Origin of the sequence: uncultured Stenotrophomonas sp., assembly GCF_913778665.1 — a bacterium.
In the GTDB taxonomy this organism is placed as follows: domain Bacteria; phylum Pseudomonadota; class Gammaproteobacteria; order Xanthomonadales; family Xanthomonadaceae; genus Stenotrophomonas.
This window is the reverse complement of sequence record NZ_CAJYVQ010000002.1, coordinates 14,385-30,574: the sequence shown is the minus strand read 5'-3', so window position 1 is coordinate 30,574 and position 16,190 is coordinate 14,385. Positions and strand designations below refer to the sequence as shown.

At 66.6% G+C, this 16,190-nt stretch carries 13 protein-coding genes; 4 read left to right on the top strand and 9 right to left on the bottom strand.

Features of this window, described 5'->3' with window-relative positions; translation table 11 throughout:
- Positions 1–23: 23 nt before the first annotated feature.
- From QZ853_RS00925 to QZ853_RS00905, 5 genes are all read right to left on the bottom strand, one after another.
- Positions 24–527, bottom strand: coding sequence for a hypothetical protein (locus QZ853_RS00925; RefSeq protein ID WP_295569992.1), 504 nt, complete (start codon positions 525–527; stop codon positions 24–26).
- A 216-nt stretch (positions 528–743) separates the two neighbouring features.
- Complete coding sequence (prpE, locus tag QZ853_RS00920) at positions 744–2,624, bottom strand: propionate--CoA ligase (RefSeq protein WP_295569990.1); 1,881 nt, start codon at positions 2,622–2,624, stop codon at positions 744–746.
- Positions 2,625–3,018: 394 nt separating this feature from the next.
- Entirely contained in the window at positions 3,019–3,633 is a 615-nt protein-coding gene (locus tag QZ853_RS00915; RefSeq protein ID WP_295569988.1) for an RluA family pseudouridine synthase, read from the bottom strand.
- Positions 3,634–3,725: 92 nt separating this feature from the next.
- Complete coding sequence (locus QZ853_RS00910; RefSeq protein WP_004153634.1) at positions 3,726–4,712, bottom strand: malate dehydrogenase; 987 nt, start codon at positions 4,710–4,712, stop codon at positions 3,726–3,728.
- 118 nt (positions 4,713–4,830) lie between these two features.
- A complete protein-coding gene (locus QZ853_RS00905; protein WP_005408225.1) occupies positions 4,831–5,322 on the bottom strand; it encodes a peptidylprolyl isomerase in 492 nt (163 codons plus the stop codon).
- Between the two features lie 272 nt (positions 5,323–5,594).
- Here QZ853_RS00905 and typA point away from each other — a divergent pair, with 272 nt between their 5' ends.
- Genes typA through QZ853_RS00890 form a run of 3 tightly spaced genes read left to right on the top strand, consistent with a single transcriptional unit; the run spans position 5,595 to position 9,585 of the window.
- A complete protein-coding gene (gene typA / locus QZ853_RS00900; protein ID WP_295569986.1) occupies positions 5,595–7,442 on the top strand; it encodes a translational GTPase TypA in 1,848 nt (615 codons plus the stop codon).
- A gap of 11 nt (positions 7,443–7,453) precedes the next feature.
- Positions 7,454–7,921: a DUF2127 domain-containing protein gene (locus tag QZ853_RS00895; protein WP_295569984.1), complete on the top strand. Its 468-nt coding sequence runs from the start codon at positions 7,454–7,456 to the stop codon at positions 7,919–7,921.
- A 41-nt stretch (positions 7,922–7,962) separates the two neighbouring features.
- On the top strand, positions 7,963–9,585 hold the full coding sequence (locus tag QZ853_RS00890) for an amidase (RefSeq protein WP_295569983.1): 1,623 nt from the start codon (positions 7,963–7,965) through the stop codon (positions 9,583–9,585).
- Between the two features lie 72 nt (positions 9,586–9,657).
- Here the strand turns inward: QZ853_RS00890 and QZ853_RS00885 are convergent, their stop codons facing one another.
- Both QZ853_RS00885 and QZ853_RS00880 read right to left on the bottom strand, forming a co-directional pair.
- Positions 9,658–10,785: a mechanosensitive ion channel family protein gene (locus QZ853_RS00885; RefSeq protein ID WP_345777862.1), complete on the bottom strand. Its 1,128-nt coding sequence runs from the start codon at positions 10,783–10,785 to the stop codon at positions 9,658–9,660.
- A 493-nt stretch (positions 10,786–11,278) separates the two neighbouring features.
- A complete protein-coding gene (locus QZ853_RS00880) occupies positions 11,279–12,673 on the bottom strand; it encodes a 3-deoxy-7-phosphoheptulonate synthase class II (protein ID WP_295569980.1) in 1,395 nt (464 codons plus the stop codon).
- Positions 12,674–12,894: 221 nt separating this feature from the next.
- On the opposite strand from QZ853_RS00880, the gene QZ853_RS00875 reads away from it, so the two are divergent.
- Complete coding sequence (locus tag QZ853_RS00875) at positions 12,895–15,021, top strand: TonB-dependent receptor (protein ID WP_295569979.1); 2,127 nt, start codon at positions 12,895–12,897, stop codon at positions 15,019–15,021.
- An 88-nt stretch (positions 15,022–15,109) separates the two neighbouring features.
- On the opposite strand, the gene QZ853_RS00870 is transcribed toward QZ853_RS00875, so the two are convergent.
- Together QZ853_RS00870 and rplQ are read right to left on the bottom strand one after the other, a co-directional pair.
- On the bottom strand, positions 15,110–15,616 hold the full coding sequence (locus QZ853_RS00870; RefSeq protein ID WP_295569977.1) for a disulfide bond formation protein B: 507 nt from the start codon (positions 15,614–15,616) through the stop codon (positions 15,110–15,112).
- Between the two features lie 188 nt (positions 15,617–15,804).
- Entirely contained in the window at positions 15,805–16,188 is a 384-nt protein-coding gene (gene rplQ, locus QZ853_RS00865) for a 50S ribosomal protein L17 (RefSeq protein WP_005408217.1), read from the bottom strand.
- Between the last annotated feature and the right edge of the window lie 2 nt (positions 16,189–16,190).

Genomic DNA, 16,190 nt, shown 5'->3' with positions numbered 1-16,190 from the left:
AACCGATCACTTTACGCGGTGACTCAGGCCTGCACGACCTCGCCATCCGCGTGCAGCAGTGCTGCCTGGGTTTCCTGCCACCAGCGCTGCGCCAGCGCCGGACTGCGCGCCTTGCCCACCGCGGCCAGCAGCTCGGGGCACAGGCGCTCCAGTGCCAGCGCATCCGTGCAGCGCTCGATCTTCAGCTGCATGAAGTAGCCCTTCAGGCCGAGATGTCGGCGCACCGCTTCACTCATCGCGTCGTACAGCTGCTGGTACAACGCCGGATCCTGTTCACGGCCGCTGCTGATGCCGCGCGCCGGTGCCGCCTCGACACGGCCTCCCACCACTTCGATCAGGCCCAGCGCGAGCAGCTGCTGCAATGCGTCGGGTGGCGCGCGCAGACCCTCGAACAGGCCCCGCAGTTCGGTGTCGTCGCGATGACCATCGACCATCAGCAGGATTGAACGCAATGCGGCCGGCAGGCGCCGGCCACGGTCCTCGATTTCCTGACGGCCAGCAGCCGTCTTGGCGTGCAGCAATGCCATTGCCTCCCCCTTTCCTTGATGCACCATGCCGGCGCGCCCTGGCGGGCACGCCCCCCTGTATGCCATCCCCGGGCGGCACGCGCGTTCCCCGGCGCGCGCCGCGTGTTGCAGGTCGATGACAGGCCGAGCTTAGCGCATGTATCGCGGGTAGTGCCGGCCGCTGGCCGGCAACGTCCGGATTGATGGTATTACCGGCCAGTGGCCGTCACTACCGGATCAGCGGCCCAGCGCGCGACGGATCTCTTCCAGTGCGCCGGGGTCGTCCAGCGTCGACAGGTCGCCCGGGTCACGCTGCTCGGCCAACGCTTGCAGCGAGCGCCGCAACAGCTTGCCGGAACGGGTCTTGGGCAATGCGTTGACCACATGCACATGCGCCGGGCGTGCCACGGCGCCGAGCGAGCCGGTCACGGTCGCCATCATCTCGGCCACCACCGGCGCGGGGTCTTCGCCGTTTAGCCCCTGCTTGAGGGTGACGAATACCAGTGGCACCTGACCCTTCAGCTCGTCCTTGACCCCGATCACGGCGGCCTCGGCCACGCGCGGATGGCTGGAGATGGCTTCCTCGATCTCACGCGTGCCGAGGCGATGGCCGGCCACGTTGATCACATCGTCGGTGCGGCCGAGGATGAAGGTGTAGCCATCGTCATCGCGGATCGCCCAGTCCAGCGAGCTGTACAGCAGTTCCTTGAAGTGGCTGAAGTAGCTCTGCAGGAAGCGGCCGTCATCGTTCCACACGGTGCTCATGCAGCCCGGCGGCAGCGGTGGCGATACCACCAGTACGCCCTTTTGCCCCGCGGCCACTTCCTCGCCGGTGTTCTCGTCAATCACCTTCATGCGGTAACCGAGGTTGGGGAAGCCGGGCGAGCCAAAGCGCACCGGCTTCATCTCCAGGCCCGGCAGCAGGGTCAGCGCCGGCCAGCCGGTTTCGGTCTGCCAGTAGTTATCGATGATCGGCTTGCCCAGTGCGTCACTGATCCAGTGCGCAGTCGGCTCGTCCAGCGGTTCGCCAGCCAGGAACAGGTACTTCAGTGCGCCCAGGTCATGACGATGGATGAAGTCTGCGTCGTGCTTCTTCAGTACGCGGATGGCGGTAGGCGAAGAGAACATCGTGCGCACGTTGTACTGCTCGCACAGCGCCCACCAGATGCCAGGATCGGGATGGGTCGGCAGCCCTTCGTAAAGCAGCGAGGTGCAGCCACCGATCAGCGGGCCGTACACGTTGTAGGAATGGCCGACGGCCCAGCCGACATCGGAGGTGGAGAACATCACCTGCCCCGGCCTGCAGTCGAACACGGTTTCCATCGACTGCGCCATCGCCACCGCATAGCCACCGACATCGCGCTGCACGCCCTTCGGCTTGCCGGTGGTGCCGGAGGTGTACAGCAGATAGCTCGGCTCACTCGCTTCCAGCCACTGCACTGGAACATCGACCTCGCCGATCTGCGCGCGCAGCGTGGCGTACTCCACATCACGGCCCGGCGCGCGCGGTTCGGCAGCGTCCAGCCCGCGCGACACGATCAACACGTGCGGTGGCGGCGCGCTGGCTTCGGCGCAGGCGGCGTCGACCATCGGTTTGTACGGGATCAGCTTGCCTCCACGCATGCCGGCATCGGCGGCGATCAGCAGCTTGGGCTTGGCATCATCGATGCGCAGCGCCAGGTTATGTGCGGCGAAGCCGCCGAACACCACCGAATGCACCGCACCGATGCGTGCACAGGCCAGCATCGCGAACACCGCTTCGGCCATGTTCGGCATGTAGATCACCACGCGGTCGCCGTGGCCGACGCCGAGGTGCTTGAGCACCGCGGCAAAGTCGTTCACCTCGCGATACAGCTGGCGGTAGGTGATCTCGCGGGTGCTATTGGTTTCGGTGGAAATCGCCACCAGCGCGAGCTGGTCGGGACGATCGGCCAGATGGCGGTCGACCGCGTTGTAGCAGAGATTGGTTTCACCGCCGACGAACCAGCGCCGGAACGGCGGGTTGCTGTAGTCGAGCACCTGCTGTGGCGGCTTATGCCAATGGATACGCTTGGCTTCCTCGCCCCAGAAGGCCTCCGGCTCGTCGATCGAGCGACGGTAGGTTTCCTCGTAGTTCATGACGCAGCCCTCCCAGACAAAGTCATGGGTTCGAGAATAGTCCGGCGCTGCCGTGCGGGCCGCCCTACCTTGGTAGGGGGTGGGGTGTGTTCTGCAGGGCTGCCGCCCTGCACCTGCCGAAGCCGAAGCAACAGCAGAGGCAGGCTTCCTGGGGTTGACGTGGTGGGTCCGGTTGCACAGCCGCACAGTCGCCCTTACCAACAGCCGCGTGAATCTGTCGAAGGTGGGGCGGTGTGGGTGGGCAGGACCGCAGGCCCCATGGACGGGTTTACGGCGTGTCCTGCCCACCCACACCGCCCCGCCCAACACACAGAAAACCAGCGCCGCTTTTGACGTTGACGTTGACGTTGCTTCGGCAGGTGCAGGGCGCAGCCCTGCCGACCCCACCTCCCCCTTAGAACGGAGCCGCGGACTCGAACGCCAGCGCGGCACCCGTCACCGGGTGGGTGAACGCCAGCGCGCACGCATGCAGATGCACACGCGCCGCCGGCACGGCACCATACAGCACGTCCCCCACCATCGGATGGCCAAGGCTGGCCATGTGCAGGCGCAGCTGATGGCTGCGGCCGGTGACCGGCTCCAGCGCCACCCGCGTGCGCTGCGCCTGGACATCCCGGCCCAGCACGCGCCAGCGCGTCAGTGCCGGCTTGCCACGTTCAAGGTCGATCATCTGCTTCGGCCGGTTAGGCCAGTCCACGATCAACGGCAGGTCCACCTCGCCGGCCTCGGCATCCGGCAGCCCCTCCACGATCGCCTCATAGCGCTTGCCCACCGTGCGCTGCGCGAACTGCGCCGACAGCGCCGCCTGCATGGCCTTGCCTCGCGCATGCAGCAGCAGGCCGGAGGTGACCTGGTCCAGCCGGTGCACGGTCAGTGCATCGGGGTAAATAGCCTGCAGGCGCGCGACCACGCAGTCCTGGTTCTCGGCGCTGCGGCCGGGCACGGACAGCAGGCCGGCCGGCTTCTCGGCCACCAGCAGCGCGTCGTCGATGTAGTGCAGGTGGATCATGCGATTCCAGGAACTCCAAATGAAAACGGGGAAGCCGAAGCCTCCCCGTTTTCTGCGGTAAGCGTACCGACCAACGGCCGGTACCCCCTGCATCAGCCCAGCAGGTGGGCGACGCCGGCGCGCTCTTCTTCCAGCTCGGCCAGGGTCTTGTCGATGTACTTCTGGCTGAAGTCGTCGATCGGCAGATCCTTCACCAGGGTGTACTTGCCGTTCTCGGTGGTCACCGCGAAGCCGAAGATCACGCCTTCCGGAATGCCATAGGAACCGTCGGACGGCACGCCCATGGTGACCCACTTGCCGTTGCTGCCCAGCACCCAGTCACGCACGTGGTCGATGGCTGCATTGGCGGCCGACGCAGCCGAGGACGAGCCACGGGCTTCGATGATCGCCGCGCCGCGCTTGCCGACGGTCGGGATGAAGGTGTTGGCGTTCCACTCCTGGTCGTTGATCGCGTCGGCAATCGACGCGCCATCGGCGGTGGCGAAACGGTAGTCCGGGTACATGGTCGGGCTGTGGTTGCCCCACACCACCAGCTTCTCCATGCCACCGACCGGCTTGCCGAGCTTGGTCGAGAGCTGGCTCAGCGCGCGGTTGTGGTCCAGGCGCAGCATGGCGGTGAAGTTTTCCGGCTTCAGGTCCGGGGCCGACTTCATGGCGATGTAGGCATTGGTGTTGGCCGGGTTGCCGACCACCAGCACCTTCACGTCACGGCTGGCGACCTTGTTCAGCGCCGCGCCCTGGGCGGTGAAGATCTTGGCGTTTTCCAGCAGCAGGTCCTTGCGCTCCATGCCCGGGCCGCGCGGACGCGCGCCGACCAGCAGGGCGATGTCGGCGTCCTTGAACGCGACTTCGGCGTCATCGGTGCCGACCATGCCGGCCAGCAGCGGGAAGGCGCAGTCTTCCAGCTCCATCATCACGCCCTTCAGGGCGGCCTGGGCCTTGTCGACCGGCAGTTCCAGCAGCTGCAGGATCACCGGCTGGTCCTTGCCCAGCATTTCGCCGGAGGCGATGCGGAACAGCAGGGCATAACCGATCTGGCCGGCGGCGCCGGTCACGGCAACACGAACGGGTGCTTTCATGGGGGTTTCCTCTTGCTTGCAAGCGTTTGATGGGACGCCGCGGGCGGAGCCGCGCAGGCCTGGCGGGCGGCGGGGAACAGGGAAACGGCCACCCGTGGGTGGCCGTTTCGGAAGGGGATCAGGCGGCGAGGTGCTTGTTCCACTCGGCGACGCGGTCGGCCTGGGCGGCCAGCACGGCGTCGACGTCGCCTTCCAGGGTGATCGAATGGATCACGTCGCCCTGCTTGACCGAATCGACGATGGCCTGGCCTTCCAGGACCTTGCCGAAGACGGTGTGGCGGCCGTCCAGCCAGTCGGTCTTGATGTGGGTGATGAAGAACTGGCTGCCGTTGGTGTTCGGGCCGGCGTTGGCCATCGACAGCGAGCCGACCTCGTGCTTCACGCCATTCTTCTCGTCTTCGAACTTGTAGCCCGGGCCACCGGTGCCACGACCCTGCGGGCAGCCGCCCTGGATCATGAAGTCGGCGATCACGCGGTGGAAGATCAGGCCGTCATAGAAGCCGTGCTTGACCAGGTTCACGAAGTTGGCCACGGTCAGCGGCGCCTTGTCGGCGAACAGCTCGACCTTGATCGGGCCCTGGGTGGTGTCGAAAGTGGCGATGAGGGACATGAAGATCCTTGATGCAGAGGGGAATGCGTCTAGCCACCTAGTTTACACCCGCCTCGCCTCGGCGGCGGCTTCGACCATCGGTGAAGCGCCCGCCTTCAGCCCGCGGACGGGGAGCCGCGTCGCCGGGTCCTGGCGGCCTCGGCCGGACGGCGGCGGGCCAGCTGAATGGGCCCCGTGGCCAGGGTGAAATCCACCTTTTCGCGAATCGTCAAGTTCGACGTATAATGTTGGACTTCTTTTTCCAAATCCGGCGCCGACTGGCCCCCTTTCGTATGTCCATCGAAAATCTTCGCAACATCGCCATCGTCGCCCACGTCGACCATGGCAAGACCACCCTGGTCGACCAGCTGCTGAAGCAGTCCGGCACCTTGTCCGAGCGCACCGTCCTCGCCGAGCGCGTGATGGACAGCAACGACCAGGAAAAGGAACGCGGCATCACCATCCTGGCCAAGAACACCGCCATCACCTGGGAAGACAAGAAGACCGGTATCAAGAACCGGATCAACATCGTCGACACCCCCGGACACGCCGACTTCGGCGGTGAGGTCGAGCGCGTGCTGTCGATGGTCGACACCGTGCTGATCCTGGTCGATGCGATGGACGGCCCGATGCCGCAGACCCGCTTCGTGACCCAGAAGGCCTTCGCGATGGGCTTCAAGCCGATCGTCGTGGTCAACAAGGTCGACCGTCCGGGCTCGCGTCCGGAGTGGGTGATCGACCAGGTGTTCGACCTGTTCGACAAGCTCGGCGCCACCAACGAGCAGCTGGACTTCCCGATCGTCTACGCCTCGGCCCTGAACGGCTACGCCGGCCTGGAAGACACCGTGCGCGACGGCGACATGACCCCGCTGTACGAAGCGATCATGCAGCACGCGCCCAAGCCGGAAGTGGACCCGGACGGCCCGTTCCAGATGCGCATCAGCCAGCTGGACTACAACAACTTCGTCGGCGTCATCGGCATCGGCCGCATCCAGCGCGGCACCCTGAAGAAGAACATGCAGGTCGCGGTCATCGACCGTGAAGGCAAGAAGCGCAACGGCAAGGTCGCGCAGGTGCTGGGCTTCCTGGGCCTGGAGCGCATCGAGCAGGACACCGCCGAAGCCGGTGACATCGTCGCCATCTCCGGTATCCCGGAGCTGACCATCTCCGACACCCTGTGCCACCCGGATACCCCGGAAGCGCTGCCGGCACTGACCGTCGACGAGCCGACCATCTCGATGACCTTCCAGGTCAACAACTCGCCGTTCGCCGGCAACAAGGACCTGTCCGGTGGCAAGTTCCTGACCAGCCGCCAGATCAAGGACCGCCTGGACCGTGAAAAGGTCCACAACGTGGCCCTGAAGGTCGAACAGCTGGAAGACGCCGACAAGTTCCTGGTCTCCGGCCGTGGCGAGCTGCACCTGTCGGTGCTGATCGAGAACATGCGTCGTGAAGGCTACGAGCTGGCCGTGTCGCGCCCGGAAGTCATCATCAAGGAAATCGACGGCCAGATGATGGAGCCGATCGAACAGCTGGTGGTGGACATCGAAGAAATCCACCAGGGCGGCGTGATGGAAAAGCTGGGCACCCGCAAGGGCCAGCTGAAGAACATGGAGCCGGACGGCAAGGGCCGCGTGCGCCTGGAATATTCGATCCCGGCCCGTGGCCTGATCGGTTTCCAGAACGAGTTCAAGACCCTGACCCAGGGTTCGGGCCTGCTGTTCCACGTGTTCGACCACTACGGTCCGAAGGAACAGGGCGCGATCGCCAAGCGCATCAACGGCGTGATGATCGCCAATGCGCCGGGCACCACCCCGGCGTACTCGCTTGGCCCGCTGCAGGAACGCGGCAAGCTGTTCGCTGCTGAAGGCGACAATGTGTATGAAGGTCAGCTGGTCGGCATCCACTCCAAGGACAACGACCTGACCGTCAACGCGATCAAGACCAAGCCGCTGACCAACATGCGCGCTTCGGGCAAGGACGATGCGATCCAGCTGACCCCGGCGATCAAGTACTCGCTGGAACAGGCACTGGACTTCATCGAAGACGACGAGCTGGTCGAGATCACCCCGAAGGAGATCCGTCTGCGCAAGAAGTTCCTGACCGAAAGCGACCGCAAGAAGGCTTCGCGCGGCGGCTGAGCCAGTACGTCGTGACCCAGAGCGGCTACAACCCGGATCCGCACCGGCATCCGGGCCTGCACGTCATCGCCCTGCTCGAAGCGAGCAAGGCGATGCTTGCGCTGTTGGCCGCCACCGGGCTGGAAGTGCTCGGACCGCAGCCGCTGCGGCACGGCATCATGGTCCTGATCCGGCGTTTCAGCCTGGATCCGGACCATGGCACCCTGCCCTCGCTGCTGCACATGATCAGCCCCGACGCGGTGCACCTGGCCGCGGCGGGGATGATCGGCTACGGCCTGCTGCACCTGGTCGAAGCCTGGGGCCTGTGGCGGGCCAAGGCCTGGGCCTCCTGGCTGGGCTGCCTGACCGCCTCGCTGTACCTGCCCTTCGATATCTTCGCGATCGTCCGCCATCCCGGCTGGCCGTCCTGGACGATCCTGGCGATCAACCTGATCGTGGTCTACGTGCTCGCCCGCGACCTGCGCAAGCGCCACCGCTGAGCAGCGGCTACACTGGCGATTGGAGCCGACCAAGCCGCCCCATGCGTCCGTCCTTGCCGCCTCTGCTGACCTGCCTGCTTGCCGCGCTGCCTGCGCTGCTTTCGGCTGGCTGCAGTCCGGCCACGCCCAGCGCGCATGCGGCCGAACCTGCGAGCCGCAACGTGCCGTTCCCGTACGCCGAAACCGATGTCGCCGATCTGCAGGCGCGGATGATCGCCGGTGAGCTGGACAGCGCTACGCTGACCCAGGCCTACCTGCAGCGCATCGCCGCCCTGGACCGCTCCGGGCCACGCCTGCGCGCGGTGATCGAGCTCAACCCCGATGCGCTGAAGGAAGCCGCCGCGAGCGACCGCGAGCGCCGCGAAGGACGCCTGCGCGGTCCGCTGCATGGCATCCCACTGCTGCTGAAGGACAACATCAACGCCGCACCAATGGCCACCAGTGCCGGTTCACTGGCTCTGCAGGGCTTCCGCCCGGACGATGCCTACCTGGTGCGGCGCCTGCGCGAGGCCGGCGCCGTGGTGCTGGGCAAGACCAATCTCAGCGAGTGGGCCAATTTCCGCGGCAACAATTCGATTTCCGGCTGGAGCGCGCGCGGCGGCCAGACCCGCAACCCCTATCGCCTCAGCCACTCGCCCTGCGGTTCCAGCAGCGGCAGTGCAGTGGCAGTGGCCGCCAACCTGGCCAGCGTGGCGATCGGCACCGAGACCGACGGCAGCATCGTCTGCCCGGCGGCGGTCAACGGCGTGGTCGGCCTGAAGCCGACCGTTGGCCTGGTCAGCCGCGATGGCATCGTCCCGATCTCCTTCAGCCAGGACACCGCCGGGCCGATGACCCGCAGCGTCGCCGACGCCGCCGTCGTGCTGACCGCCATCGCCGGCCGCGACGATGCCGATCCGGCCACCGCGACCATGCCCGGCCGCGCGGTCTACGACTACACCGCGCGCCTGGACCCGCAGGGCCTGCGCGGCAAGCGCATTGGCCTGCTGCAGACACCGTTGCTGAAGTACCGCGGCATGCCGCCGCTGATCGAGCAGGCGGCGACCGAGCTGCGTCGCGCCGGTGCCGTGGTGGTGCCTGTCGAGCTGCCCAACCAGGGCGCCTGGGCCGAGGCCGAGCGCGCGCTGCTGCTGTACGAATTCAAGGCCGGACTGGAGCGCTACTTCAGCACCCATCGCGCCCCGCTGCGCAGCCTGGCCGAGCTGATCGCGTTCAACCAGGCCCACAGCAAGCAGGAGCTGGGCCTGTTCGGCCAGGAGCTGCTGGTGGAGGCCGACGCCACCGCCGGCCTGGCCGACCCGGCCTATATCCGCGCACGCAGCGATGCGCGCCGGCTGGCCGGCCCGGAGGGCATCGACGCCGCCCTCGCCGCCCACCAGCTCGATGCGCTGGTGGCGCCGACCACCGGCGTGGCTTGGCCGATCCGCAGCGAAGGCGATGACTTCCCCGGCGAGAGCTACGGCGCTGCCGCCGTGGCCGGCTACCCGAGCCTCAGCGTGCCGATGGGCCAGATCGACGGCCTGCCGGTCGGCCTGCTGTTCATGGGTACCGCCTGGAGCGAGCCGAAGCTGATCGAAATGGCCTACGCCTACGAACAGCGCACCCGCGCGCGGCGCCCCCCGCACTTCGACACCGACACGCTGATCGACGCCGGCGAACCGTGATCGTGTTCCTGTAGAGCAGAGCCCACGCTCGGCTTCAACGGAAAATCCAAAGCAGCCGAGCATGGCTCGGCTCTACAGAGGCTGGTCGGGCTCCGCCGGCACGATCGCCGCTTCGCCGTCTTCCGCACCCGGCGAGCGCACATCCGCGGTGCGTGCACGCGGCCCGCGCGGCATGTCCTGCTCATCATCGTGCTGCACGCGTGCGCGCACCTGCGGCAATGACTGCGGATGCTCGCGCGCGAGGAAGTCGAGCATGCGTTCGCGCACCAGGCAGCGCAGATCGAAGGCATCGCCGGAACTGCGCGCGCTGACCAGCAGGCGTACCTGGATCGCGCGTTCACTGGTCTCGGTCACCTGGGTCACGCAGACGCGTCCATCCCACAGCGCCTCGCCACGGCAGATGCGCTCCAGCTCGCTGCGGATCGCCGCGATCGGCGCACGATAATCCAGCCACAGAAAGGCCGTTCCCAGCAGGTCGGCACTGCGCCGTGTCCAGTTCTGGAACGGGTTCTCGATGAACCAGGTCAGTGGCACCACCATCCGCCGCTCATCCCAGATCCGCACCACCACGTAGCTGCTGCCGATCTCCTCGATACGGCCCCATTCACCCTCGACGATCACCACGTCATCCAGGCGGATCGGCTGCGTCACCGCGATCTGCAGACCGGCGATGAGGTTGCCGAACACCGGCTTTGCCGCGATACCGGCCACCAGGCCGATCAGGCCTGCAGAGGCGAGCAGTGCCGAACCGATCTTGGCCACCATGTCGAACTGCAGCAGCACCAGCGAGGCGCCGAGCACGATGATGCCGCCCATGATCACCCGGCTGAGCACACGGGTCTGGGTCTGGATGCGGCGTGCTTCCAGGTTGTCGGCCACATCGATGGGATTGCTACGCAGGATCGCGCGCTCGATGGCGCTCACACCGCGCACCAGCAACCAGATGAAGCAGGCAACCAAGCTGATATGCAGGATGCGCTGCAGATTACCCAGCAGCGGATCCTGCAACGGCGTCGCCTGCAGTGCGGGAATCAGCAACAGCAGCGGCAGCGCCGTGGCCAGCGGCAGGCCAAGCACGCGGCCGATGCGCGCACGGCGCCGATCGCGCCCCTTCAGCCGATGATAGACCCACAGGATCACCCATGCGCCGATACCGCCGATCACCAGCGCCAGCCCCAACGGCCATGCATAGGCCTGCATGTGCTCCCAATGCACCCTTGCCACCTCCACTCGAACACGCGGATGGACAGGGTCGCGCATGGGGCATGAGTGTGTTGTATGCAGGGTACGCGACATCGCATGCGCGCTGCCGCTCCCACGCTTGGCTGTGCGAAACGCGCACCCCACTTACCACCACCCACACCCCCGCCGCTTCGCGGCCGCCCCCTGACTCAGGGGGCTCTTTCCCAGACGCGATCCGACGACCGTCTCGATATGGAATTCGATATCTGACAGAAGGATCGTGTCGACCAACGGTCGACAGCTACCAACAGCCGCGTGAACCTGTCGAAGGCGCGGCGGTGTCGGATTGCGGGGTGTCCGCGGCATGGATGCCGCGGACAAGCCTACAAGGACGTACTTGCGGCGTCCCCGCAATCCCACACCGCCGCGCCAACCCACGGACACCCCGCTTTTGATGTTGACGTTGCCTTTGACTGCAGCAGGTGCAGGGCTGCAAGCCTTGCAGAAAAACCTACCGAACCTGCTCCTGCTTGCGCACGATCGCCATCGCGATCTCCAGCGACTGCTCGTAGTTCAAGCGCGGATCCACCGTCGAACGGTACGCACGCTCCAGGTCACGCTCGGTCAGCTCGCGCGCGCCACCGGTGCACTCGGTCACGTCCTCACCCGTCAGCTCCAGGTGCACACCCCCCAGGCGCGTGCCTGCCGCCGCGTGCAGGTCGAACGACATCTCCACCTCGCCACGCACGTTGTCGAAGCGGCGCGTCTTGAAACCGTTGGCGGTGCTTTCGGTGTTGCCATGCATCGCATCGCACACCCACAGCACGCGGCGCCCGTCGCGCTTGACTGCATCCAGCAGCGGCGGAAGCTTCTCGGCAATCTGTGCCGCGCCCATGCGGTGGATGAAGCTCAGGCGGCCCGGCTCGTCATGCGGGTTGAGCACGTCGATCAGGCGCAGCAGCTGGTCCGGCGACACCGACGGGCCGACCTTGATCGCGATCGGGTTGCGCACGCCACGCAGGTATTCCACGTGCGCGCCATCGAGCGCGGCGGTGCGCATGCCGATCCACGGGTAATGGGTGCTCAGGTTCAACCAGCCCTGCTGGCGCGGTACCTGCCGGGTCAGCGCCTGCTCGTAGGGCAGCAGCAGTGCTTCGTGCGAGGTGTAGAAGTCGATGCGGTTGAGGTTGTGCACGCGGGCCCCGGCCAGGGTCTCCATGAAGTGCACCGCATCGCCGATCGAGGCCACCATCTTCTGGTACTCGGCGGCCAGCGGCGAGTGGCTTACCCACTCCAGGTTCCAGTATTCGGGGTGATGCAGGTCGGCGAAGCCACCATCGATCAGCGCTCGCACGAAGTTCATCGTCATCGCCGAATGCGCGTGGGCCTGCAGCATCCGCTCCGGGTCCGGCAGGCGCGCCGCTTCGGTGAACGCCGGTGCGTTGATCACATCACCGCGGTAGCTGGGCAGGGTCACGCCGTCGCGGGTCTCGGTATCGGCCGAGCGCGGCTTGGCGTACTGGCCGGCGAAGCGGCCGACGCGGATCACCGGCTGGCGCAGGCCGTGCACCAGCACCAGGCTCATCTGCAGCAGCACCTTCAGGCGGTTGGAGATGGTGCCCGATTCGCAGTCGCTGAAATTCTCGGCGCAGTCGCCGCCCTGCAGCAGGAAGCGCTTGCCTTCCTGCGCCTCGGCCAGCTGCTGCTTCAGCGCCAGGATCTCCCATGAGGTGACCAGCGGCGGCAGCCGCTTCAGCTCATGCAGGGCCGCATCCAGCGCCACCGGATCGGGATAGGTCGGCATCTGCAGCGCGGTCTTGCCACGCCAGCTCTCCGGCGACCAGGCGGCGGCGCCGGTGGCGGCTGCGGCGGGATCGGAGACGGGCGGAACGGCGGACAGGCTCATTGCAGACTTCCGGGGAGGGGGGCCGTCATGGTCGCAGAGCCAGCCCCTGACGCAAAGGGCCAGCCCCGCCTGCCCGGCCGCCTGAACGGCAGGGAAAGGCCGGCGCGATCGGCCAGATCGTGCATGGTCAGCCGTGCCGGACAGGCGCATGATTTGTTACGGAGTAACACTGCTACGTCACGGACCGGCCCCTTCCACCTCCTGCCGCCACCTCTCCCACGATGAAGCCCTCGCCCCTCGCCACCGGCATCACTCTCGTCCTGGCCCTGGCCAGCCTGCCCGCTTTCGCCGCTGTCGCCGAAGACACCCCTGCGTCGGTCAAGGACCTGGACGCAGTGACCGTCCACGCCCAGCTCGACCAGGCCCGCAACGCACTGTCGCCGGACATTGGCAGCAGCCAGTACCAGATCACCGCCGAGGACATCCAGAAGCAGCCGCTGGGCGCGTCCGCGCCGCTCAGCCAGGTGCTGCTGCAGGCCCCGGGCGTGGTCCAGGATTCCTACGGCGGCGTGCACGTGCGCGGCGACCACGCCAACCTGCAGTACCGCATCAACGGCGTGCTGCTGCCTGAGTCGATCTCCGGCTTTGGCCAGACCCTGGATGCACGCACCATCAAGAGCATCCGCCTGATGGACGGTGCGCTGCCGGCACAGTTCGGTGAACGCACTGCCGCTGTAGTCGACATCACCACGCGCAATGGTGCCGAGCTTGGCAATGGCGGCAGCGCCGGCCTCACCGCCGGTTCGTTCGGAAAAGTCAATCCGAATGCCTCCTGGTGGGGCAACCAGGGGCGCTGGAGCTGGTTCCTGACCGGCAACTACGACCAGAACGAGGTTGGCCTGGAGAACCCCACCGCTTCGCGCAAGCCGCTGCATGACGATACCCATCAAGGCAAAGCATTCGCTGACCTGACCTACTTGGTCAACGCGAACACGCGCCTGAGCGTGTTCGCCGGCTTCGCCAACAACCGCTTCCAGATCCCGGTCAATCCGGGCCAGACGCCGCAGTTCGGCTACCTCGACACCACCACCTTCGACTCCAGCCAACTGGATGAGACGCAGCGCGAGACCACCCGCTTCGGCATGTTGGTGCTGCAGGGCACGCTGGGCGAGACCGCGTACCAGGTCTCCGCTGGGCAGCGCTACAGCGATGTCGGCTTCAATCCCGACGTGGCCGGTGACCTGGTGTTCAGTGGCGTCGCCTCGCAGGTCCAGCGCAGCAACCGCGCCAACACGCTGCAGGCGGACTTCTCCACGCCGCTGGGCGACAACCACACCCTGCGCTATGGCGTGTACGGCAACCAGGAGCGTGCCCGCGCCAGCAACAACAGCTGGGTGTTCCCGGTCGACGACGACGGCGCGCAGGCCAGCACGACGCCGCTGCAGATTGCCGACAGCAACGCGTTCAAGGCCACCACGATGGCGGTCTACGTGCAGGACGAGTGGAAGATCGGCGAGGACTGGACGGTCAACTACGGCCTGCGCGGTGACCGCTACAAGGCCTTCGGCCAGACCGAGGGCCAGCTCAGCCCGCGCCTGGGCGTGGTCTGGACGGCCAGCGACAGCACCACCGTGCACGCCGGCTACTCGCGCTACTTCACCCCGCCCGCCAGTGAGCTGATCGCCAGCAGCGACATCAGCCTGTATGACGGCACCACCAACGCGCAGCCGTCCGGTGGCAACAACATTCCGCTGGCCGAGCGCAGCGACTACTACGACATCGGCGTCTCCCAGCAGGTCGGCGACCACCTCACCCTGGGCCTGGATGCCTATGATCGCCACGTCTCGCGACTGCAGGACGAAGGCCAGTTCGGCGCCGCCTACATCTACTCGACGTTCAACTACCGTCGCGGCCACATCCGCGGCCTGGAATTCAGCGCCGACTACAGCAACGGTCCGTTCAGCGCCTACTTCAACGCAGCCCTGAACAAGGCCATCGGTACCGACGTCATCACCAGCCAGTACAACCTCGACCCGGAGGCCCTGGCCTATGTGGCCGACCACTGGATCCACCTGGACCACGACCAGAAGCTGACCTCGTCGGGTGGCTTCAGCTACGCCTTCGCCGGCCACAACCGCATCGGTGCGAACTATGTGTTCGGCAGCGGCCTGCGCTCGGATACCGACACGGTGCCCAACGGTGGTGAGCTGCCGTCGTACCTGCAGGTCAACCTCAGCGCAGGCCACGACTTCAATGCCGACAGCGGCCATCCGCTGCATGTGCAGCTGGCGCTGATCAACGCATTGGATCGCAGCTACCAGCTGCGCGATGGTGGCGGCGTCGGCGTGTTCGCCCCGCAGTGGGGACCGCGCCGCGGCGCCTACCTGAGCCTGCAGCAGGACTTCTGAGGCCGTGCCGGCCGCTGGCCGGCGTTACCACGGCATGCCGGCCGGCGGCCGGCACTGCCCAGTGGAGCCATGCCATGCGTGGCCACGTTCAGCGCTTGACCTTGCGCAGCGACGCCAGCAGCGCCCACAGCGCCAGCAGCACGAACCACACGCCCGACCACATCGGCATGGTCAGGCCCAGGAACGTCCAGTCGATGTTGCCGCAGTTGCCGGTGCCGGTCAGCACGGTGCGGAACACTTCCAGCGGCCCCATCGTTTCGCGCAGGAAGCTCAACGGCGGGCCACAGGTCGCGCCCATTTCCGGTGGCAGCATCTGCACGTAGACATGGCGCGCGGCGATACCGACGCCCACTGCAGCGGCGATGAAGGCCAGTACGCCGTAGGTCGCACGGCCCGGTCGATTGGACGGCCCATGCAAGGCGCCGATCAGGAACAGCAGGCCGAGTGCGGCGAACGCCAGGCGCTGGAAGATGCACAGCGGGCACGGCTCCAGGCCCATCTTCAGCTGCAGGAAAATCGCGTAGCCGAGCAGGCCTGCGCAGATCAGGAAGCCCAGCAAGAACTGGGCACGGAACGGCCAGCGCAGTGGATTCATCGTCAACGCTCGAATGGATCAGGCGCCAAGGGTAACCGAGAGTGCGCGCCATTCGAACCGCCACAGGTGACGCCTGTCGGAACGGTGTGGGTCGGATTCCCTTGCATTCGCAAAGGGATCCCGCCCCGCAGAAACGAAAAAGCCCGGCAGTCGCCGGGCTTTCGCTGTGTCGCGTTGGAGCGGTCCGATTACTCGGCCACTTCCTCGGCCACGACCGGACGGTCGACCAGCTCGACGTAGGCCATCGGCGCGTTGTCGCCGGCGCGGAAGCCGCACTTCAGCAGGCGCAGGTAGCCGCCCGGACGGTTCGCATAGCGCGGGCCCAGGATGGTGAACAGGTTGCCCACGGCCTCGTTGTCACGCAGGCGGGCGAACGCCAGACGGCGGTTGGCGACGGAGTCGACCTTGGCCAGGGTGATCAGCGGCTCGGCAACGCGGCGCAGTTCCTTGGCCTTCGGCAGGGTGGTCTTGATCAGCTCGTGCTTGAACAGCGAGGCAGCCATGTTCTTGAACATCGCTTCGCGGTGGGCGCTGGTGCGGCTGAACTTACGGCCAGACTTCTGGTGACGCATGG

Bases quoted from the DNA above. Each gene is read 5' to 3' on its own strand.
- QZ853_RS00925 (WP_295569992.1), bottom strand. From the start codon at position 527: ATGGCATTGCTGCACGCCAAGACGGCTGCTGGCCGTCAGGAAATCGAG.
- prpE (WP_295569990.1), bottom strand. From the start codon at position 2,624: ATGAACTACGAGGAAACCTACCGTCGCTCGATCGACGAGCCGGAGGCC.
- QZ853_RS00915 (WP_295569988.1), bottom strand. From the start codon at position 3,633: ATGATCCACCTGCACTACATCGACGACGCGCTGCTGGTGGCCGAGAAG.
- QZ853_RS00910 (WP_004153634.1), bottom strand. From the start codon at position 4,712: ATGAAAGCACCCGTTCGTGTTGCCGTGACCGGCGCCGCCGGCCAGATC.
- QZ853_RS00905 (WP_005408225.1), bottom strand. From the start codon at position 5,322: ATGTCCCTCATCGCCACTTTCGACACCACCCAGGGCCCGATCAAGGTC.
- typA (WP_295569986.1), top strand. From the start codon at position 5,595: ATGTCCATCGAAAATCTTCGCAACATCGCCATCGTCGCCCACGTCGAC.
- QZ853_RS00890 (WP_295569983.1), top strand. From the start codon at position 7,963: ATGCGTCCGTCCTTGCCGCCTCTGCTGACCTGCCTGCTTGCCGCGCTG.
- QZ853_RS00885 (WP_345777862.1), bottom strand. From the start codon at position 10,785: ATGCAGGCCTATGCATGGCCGTTGGGGCTGGCGCTGGTGATCGGCGGT.
- QZ853_RS00880 (WP_295569980.1), bottom strand. From the start codon at position 12,673: ATGAGCCTGTCCGCCGTTCCGCCCGTCTCCGATCCCGCCGCAGCCGCC.
- QZ853_RS00875 (WP_295569979.1), top strand. From the start codon at position 12,895: ATGAAGCCCTCGCCCCTCGCCACCGGCATCACTCTCGTCCTGGCCCTG.
- QZ853_RS00870 (WP_295569977.1), bottom strand. From the start codon at position 15,616: ATGAATCCACTGCGCTGGCCGTTCCGTGCCCAGTTCTTGCTGGGCTTC.
- rplQ (WP_005408217.1), bottom strand. From the start codon at position 16,188: ATGCGTCACCAGAAGTCTGGCCGTAAGTTCAGCCGCACCAGCGCCCAC.